The 5847-nt window shown below is 72.9% G+C and carries 3 protein-coding genes; 1 reads left to right on the top strand and 2 read right to left on the bottom strand.

Annotation, left to right across the window (positions count from 1 at the left end; genetic code table 11):
• Positions 1-90 precede the first annotated feature (90 nt).
• A complete protein-coding gene (locus EBN88_RS27975) occupies positions 91-2190 on the top strand; it encodes a catalase (RefSeq protein ID WP_122399827.1) in 2100 nt (699 codons plus the stop codon).
• A gap of 125 nt (positions 2191-2315) precedes the next feature.
• On the opposite strand, the gene EBN88_RS27970 is transcribed toward EBN88_RS27975, so the two are convergent.
• Together EBN88_RS27970 and EBN88_RS27965 are read right to left on the bottom strand one after the other, a co-directional pair.
• Complete coding sequence (locus EBN88_RS27970) at positions 2316-3632, bottom strand: NAD(P)/FAD-dependent oxidoreductase (protein ID WP_122399826.1); 1317 nt, start codon at positions 3630-3632, stop codon at positions 2316-2318.
• 96 nt (positions 3633-3728) lie between these two features.
• Positions 3729-5468 carry an MFS transporter gene (locus EBN88_RS27965; protein WP_122399825.1) on the bottom strand — a complete coding sequence of 580 codons (1740 nt, stop codon included), beginning with the start codon at positions 5466-5468 and terminating at the stop codon, positions 3729-3731.
• Positions 5469-5847: the final 379 nt, after the last annotated feature.

Genomic DNA, 5847 nt, shown 5'->3' with positions numbered 1-5847 from the left:
CCCGGCCCGGCCCGCGCGCAGCGGGCGGCGCCGCACCGGCGCCGCCCCCAGCCGTGGGCGCGCCGCCGCCCCCCACCGTGAGGAGAGCCGATGCCCGACGAGGAACAACTGGACAAACAGCGGCAGTTGGACCCGCTGCGCGACCGGCCCGAGGACGGGCCGCTGTCCACCGACTTCGGCACCCGGGTCGAGGACACCGACAACTCGCTGAGGGCCGGCGAGCGCGGGCCGACCCTGCTGGAGGACTTCCACTTCCGGGAGAAGATCACCCGTTTCGACCACGAGCGCATCCCGGAGCGGGTGGTGCACGCCCGGGGCGCGGGGGCCTACGGTCACTTCCGGCCGTACGAGTCGCTCGCCGAGTACACCAGGGCCGACTTCCTCCAGGACCCGGACCGGGCCACGCCCGTCTTCGTGCGGTTCTCCACGGTGGCCGGCTCGCGCGGCTCGGCGGACACCGTGCGGGACGTCAGGGGCTTCGCGACCAAGTTCTATACCCGCGAGGGCAACTACGATCTGGTCGGCAATAACTTCCCGGTCTTCTTCGTTCAGGACGCGATCAAGTTCCCGGACTTCGTGCACGCGGTGAAGCCGGAGCCGGACAACGAGATCCCCCAGGCGGCCTCGGCCCACGACACGCTGTGGGACTTCGTCTCGCTCCAGCCGGAGACCCTGCACACCGTGATGTGGCTGATGTCCGACCGCGCGCTGCCGCGCAGCTACCGGATGATGCAGGGCTTCGGGGTGCACACCTTCCGCTTCGTCAACGCGGAGGGGCGGGGCACCTTCGTGAAGTTCCACTGGCGGCCGCTGCTGGGCACCCACTCGCTGGTCTGGGACGAGTGCCAGCAGATCGCCGGCGCCGACCCGGACTACAACCGCAGGGACCTGTGGGACGCCATCGCGTCGGGCGCCTTCCCCGAGTTCGAGCTGGCGGTGCAACTCGTTCCGGAGGAGGACGAGTTCGCCTTCGACTTCGATCTGTTGGACCCCACCAAGATCATCCCGGAGGAGGTCGTACCGCTGCGGCCGATCGGCCGGATGGTGCTGGACCGCAACCCGGAGAACTTCTTCGCCGAGACCGAGCAGGTCGCCTTCCACACCGCACATGTGGTGCCCGGCATCGACTTCACCAACGACCCGCTGCTCCAGGGCCGCAACTTCTCCTATCTGGACACCCAGTTGATCCGGCTCGGCGGGCCGAACTTCCAACAGCTGCCGGTGAACCGGCCGTTGGCGACCGTGCGCAACAACCACCGCGACGGCTACGGCCAACACCGCATCCACCCGGGGCAGACGGCCTACTCCCCCAACAGCCTGGGTGGCGGCTGTCCCGCGCTCTCGAACTGGGACTCCGGCGCCTACCGGCACTCCCAGGTGCGGGTGGACGGCGAGAAGATCCGCCGCCGCAGCCCCAGCTTCGACGACCACTACAGCCAGCCGCAGCTGTTCTGGAACAGCATGGCGCCCTGGGAGAAGGCGCACATCGTGGCGGCCTTCCGCTTCGAGCTGGGCAAGGTGAACGCGCCCGAGGTGCGGGCCCGCACCGTCGAGCAACTCAACCACATCGACCACGAGTTGGCGGTCGCCGTCGCCACCGGGATCGGCGTGAACCCGCCCGCCGAGGCCGTCGCGGAGAACCCGGGACGCACCTCCCCGGCGCTCTCCATGGCCGTCGGGCAGCCGGGTTCCATCGCCACCCGCAAGGTCGCGATCCTGGTCGCCGACGGCGTCTCGGGCACCGAGGTGACGGCCGTCCGGGAGGCCCTGGCCGGCGGCGGCGCGGTGCCGGAGGTGCTGGCCGCGCACGACGGCGAGGTGGCCTCGGCCGAGGGCGGCGCGGTGCGGGTGGACCGGGCGATGCCCACCATGTCCTCCGTCCTCTACGACGCGGTGTGCGTCCCTGGCGGCGAGGCCAGCACCCTCGAACTCAGCCGCGACGGGCTGGCGTTGCGCTATGTGGCGCAGGCGTTCAAGCATGGCAAGGCGATCGCGGCACTGGGCTCCGGCATCGGCCTGCTGCGCGAACTCGGTCTGCCCGGCATCCGGTTGGCCGACGAGGGCGAACCGGCCGTGGACAATCTGGGCGTCGTCACCGGCACCGACCCCGGCTCCGTGCTGCCGGCGTTCGCCGATGTGATCGCCCAACACCGCGTCTGGGAACGGGACTCCGACCGCGTGGCGGCCTGACCGGCGCCGGGAGGGCGGGCAACGACGGTGGCCCGGCGGGCCGTTCACCCGCCGGGCCACCGTTCCGGTCTCGTTCTGGCCCGGTCGTTCGGCCGGCCGACCCTCGCCGTTGGCTACGGCTACGGCTACGGGCGGTCGGCGCGGAAGACCCGGGCCAGCTCGGGCGATGCGGTGTCCAGCGGCACGGAGCCGGAGCGGACCATGCCCAACTGGACGGCCTGCCGGGGCTGCACCGCCTCCAGCAACCAGTCGGCGCTCACCCGCACGCGGTTGCCCGGCATCGACATCAGGTGGTAGCCCCGGGTCACCGCGCCGGCCAGCGGTCCTGAGAGCGAGGCGCCCAACGGGTTGGCCGCGCCCTGGAGCCCGCCGAGGTCCACGGCGAAGCCCAGGTCGTGGTGCTCGTAGGGGCGGCGCTCGGCCAGCCCCAGGTGTGCCGAGACGTTGCGGGCCGCCGTCTTCCCCTGCCGCCAGGCGTGTTGGGCGGTCATCGGGGTGAACTCCCCGGGCCGGGTCAGGTCGGGCACCGCCGCCGCGTCTCCGGCGGCGAACACCTCGGGGTGGTGGGGGACGTTGAGATAGCTGTCCACGACGAGCCGGCCGCGTTCGGTGTCCAGCCCCAGGTCGGCCACGAGCGGATCGGGCCGCACCCCGACGCACCAGACCAACGTCCGGGACGGCACGAACTCGCCGTCGTCCAGCAGCACCCCGTCCCGGGTGGCCTCCTTCACGGACATCCCGGTGCGCACGTCCACGCCGCGCCGGCGCAGCACCCGGTCGGCGGTCTGGCTGAGCCGTTCGTCCAGCTCGGGCAGGACGCGGCCGGCGATGTCCAGCAGCATCCAGCGTGGCTTGACCCACTCCCCCGCGTTCTCCGTGCGCATCACCGCGTCGGCGAACATCGCGCCCTGCGCCGCGACCTCGGTACCGGTGTAGCCGGCGCCGACCACCACGAACGTGGCCCTGGCCCGCCGCTCCTCCGGGTCGGGCTCGTGGGCGGCCATCTCCAGCTGGCGCACCACGTGGTCGCGCAGGTAGAGCGCCTCCGGCAGGCCCCGGAAGCCGTGCGCGTGCTCGGCGACGCCCGGGATCGGCAGCAGCCGGTTGACGCTGCCGACGGAGAGGATCAGCACGTCGTAGTCCAGCTCGCCCGGCCGGTCCTCGGGGTCGCAGTAGTGCACGGTGCGGCGTTCCAGATCGACCCGGTTCGCCTCGCCCAGCACCAGCCGGGTGTGCGGCAGGGTGCCGGTGAGCGAGACGCTGACCCGTCGCGGCTCCAGGATGCCGGCGGCCACCTGGGGCAGCAGCGGCAGGTAGAGGAAGTAGTCGGTGGGGTTGAGCAGCACCACCTCGACGCGCCGCCGTGCGGTCCGGTTGAGGATGCGGGCGGCCCGGTAGCCGGCGAACCCCGCCCCGACGATCACCACACGAGTCCGGCTCATGCTCCACCTCCAGGGGGCGCCGACGGTTCTGCCGCCGCCGAGTACCCCGCCGGCCGGCACCCCATGCCGGCCGGCGGAGGCCGTTCTGGAGCCCGGTCAGCCGGCCGGCAGCGGCTCCCGCTCGTGCCCGTTGACGATCACCAGGTCGCAGGGCAGGCGCCGGAGAAGTTCTCCGCTGGCGCTGGCGTCCATCAGCGCCGGCAGCCCGCCGTGGCGGGGTGCGCCGATCACCATGGCCCGCGCGCCGACCGCCCGGGCGTGCTCGGCCAGCAGCCGGCCGGCGGCGCTGTGGCCGAGGGCGGCGGGCAGCACATGGCCGACGGCGTGGACGCCCTCCGCGTTCAGCCGCCCGACCTGCTCCCGCACGGTGGCCAGCGCGGCGTCCAGGGACTCGGCCTCGGCCGTGCCCTGGCCGCTGACGGCGAACTCCCGCACACGCACGACGTCGACGGGCCGCCCGTCCGCCCGGGCCAGCCGGGCGGCCGCCGCCGCCACGGCCTCCGCCTCGGGGCCGGCGCCGATCGCGGCGATCACCGCGTCGACCGTCGCCGGCTGGTCGCCGTCGGCCGGGATCAGCGCGGCCGGCGCGGCCGGTTCCGCCGGCGCGTGCGCGGCCTCGGCGGCCTGGGCGCGTTCCGCCTCGCCCAGCAGCCGGTGCGCGGTGGCCAGGATGCCGAGCCCCAACAACAGCGCGCCGGCGGCCACATAGAACGGGACATGCACATTGCTCGCCTCGACCAGCTTGCCGGCGACATAGGGCGCGAGCCCGCCGCCGATGAACCGGACGAATCCGTAGGCGGCCGAGGCCACCGGCCGGGGAACGGGCGAGACCGTCATCACCGCCTGGGTGGTGACCGTGTTGTTGACGCCGATGAAGACGCCCGCCACGATCACGGCGGTGATCAGCACCGGGTTGTGCTCCGTCCACACCGCGATCACCAGCACGACCAGCGCGAAGAGCGTGAGGTTGCCGTAGAGGGTGCGGGCGATGCCCAGCCGGCGTCGCAGCCAGGGCGCGCCGAAGACGGAGAAGAACGCGACCATCAGGCCCCAGCCGGTGAAGACCAGGCCGAGCTGGATCGCGCCGAGGCCCATGGGGAACGGGGCGTAGCCGAGGACCGTGAAGAACGCCCAGTTGTAGCAGAGGGCGGTCAGGGACATGGTCAGCAGGCCCCGGTGGCGCAGCGCGAGCAGCGGCTCGCGCAGCCGGGTCCGCTCCCGCGCCGGCCCGCCGGGGCCGTCGGGCCCGCGCTCGTCGGGCTGGACCAGCACCCAGGTGGCGAGCATGGCGATGGCCATCAGCACGGCGACGCCGAAGAACGGGCCGCGCCAGCTGACCTCGCCCAACAGCCCGCCCAGCAGCGGCCCGACGGCGATGCCGAGGCCCAGCGCGGTCTCGTAGAGCACGATGGCGCCGACGAAGCCGCCGCTGGCGGAGGCGATGATCACGGCGAGGGAGGTGGCGATGAAGAGGGCGTTGCCGACGCCCCAGCCGGCGCGGAACCCGACGATCCCGCCGATGCTGCCGGAGGCGCCGGCGAGGGCGCTGAACACCACGACGATGGCGAGCCCGAGCAACAGGGTGCGCTTGGCGCCGAGCCGGCTGGAGACCCAGCCGGTGATCAGCATGGCGACGGCGGTGACCACCAGATAGCTGGTGAAGAGGAGGGTGACCTGGCTGGGCGTGGCATCCAGGTCCTCCGAGATGGCGGGGAGGATGGGGTCCACCAGTCCGATGCCCATGAAGGACACCACACAGGCGAAGGCGACGGCGAAGACCGCCTTGGGCTGAGCGAACGGGCTGGCCGCCGGGACCGCTGCGGCCTGACTGCGCATGGGGGTTGCTCCCGTCTGAACGGTGTTCTCTGCGAACGGTTCTCTGTGAACGGTGGTGTGGGGGTTCCGGCGCGGGGGCGGCGGTCGGGGGCCGCCACTCCACGCAACTACATGCATAATACACTTATATCGAGGGGTGGGTGCTGTCGGCCCGATCACGGCCCCGCGCGGCCCGCGCGCCCAGACGGGCGCGCGGGAAGGGGGCGCCGAGGGCCGGGCGGACGGGTGCGCCTACGGCTACTGGGGCTGCCCTTTGTTGGTCGACGAGACGCGCCACGAGGGTTGGGGTTGTGGCGCGGGCTACGACGCGCGGCTTACATGGCGCACGACCAGCCGGGTGCGGGCGTAACGAATGCTGGCAGGAGGCTGGCTGGGAAGG

Source organism: Streptomyces triticirhizae, assembly GCF_003696235.1.
Lineage (GTDB): Bacteria > Actinomycetota > Actinomycetes > Streptomycetales > Streptomycetaceae > Streptomyces > Streptomyces triticirhizae.
This window is presented reverse-complemented; position numbering and strand designations above follow the sequence as displayed.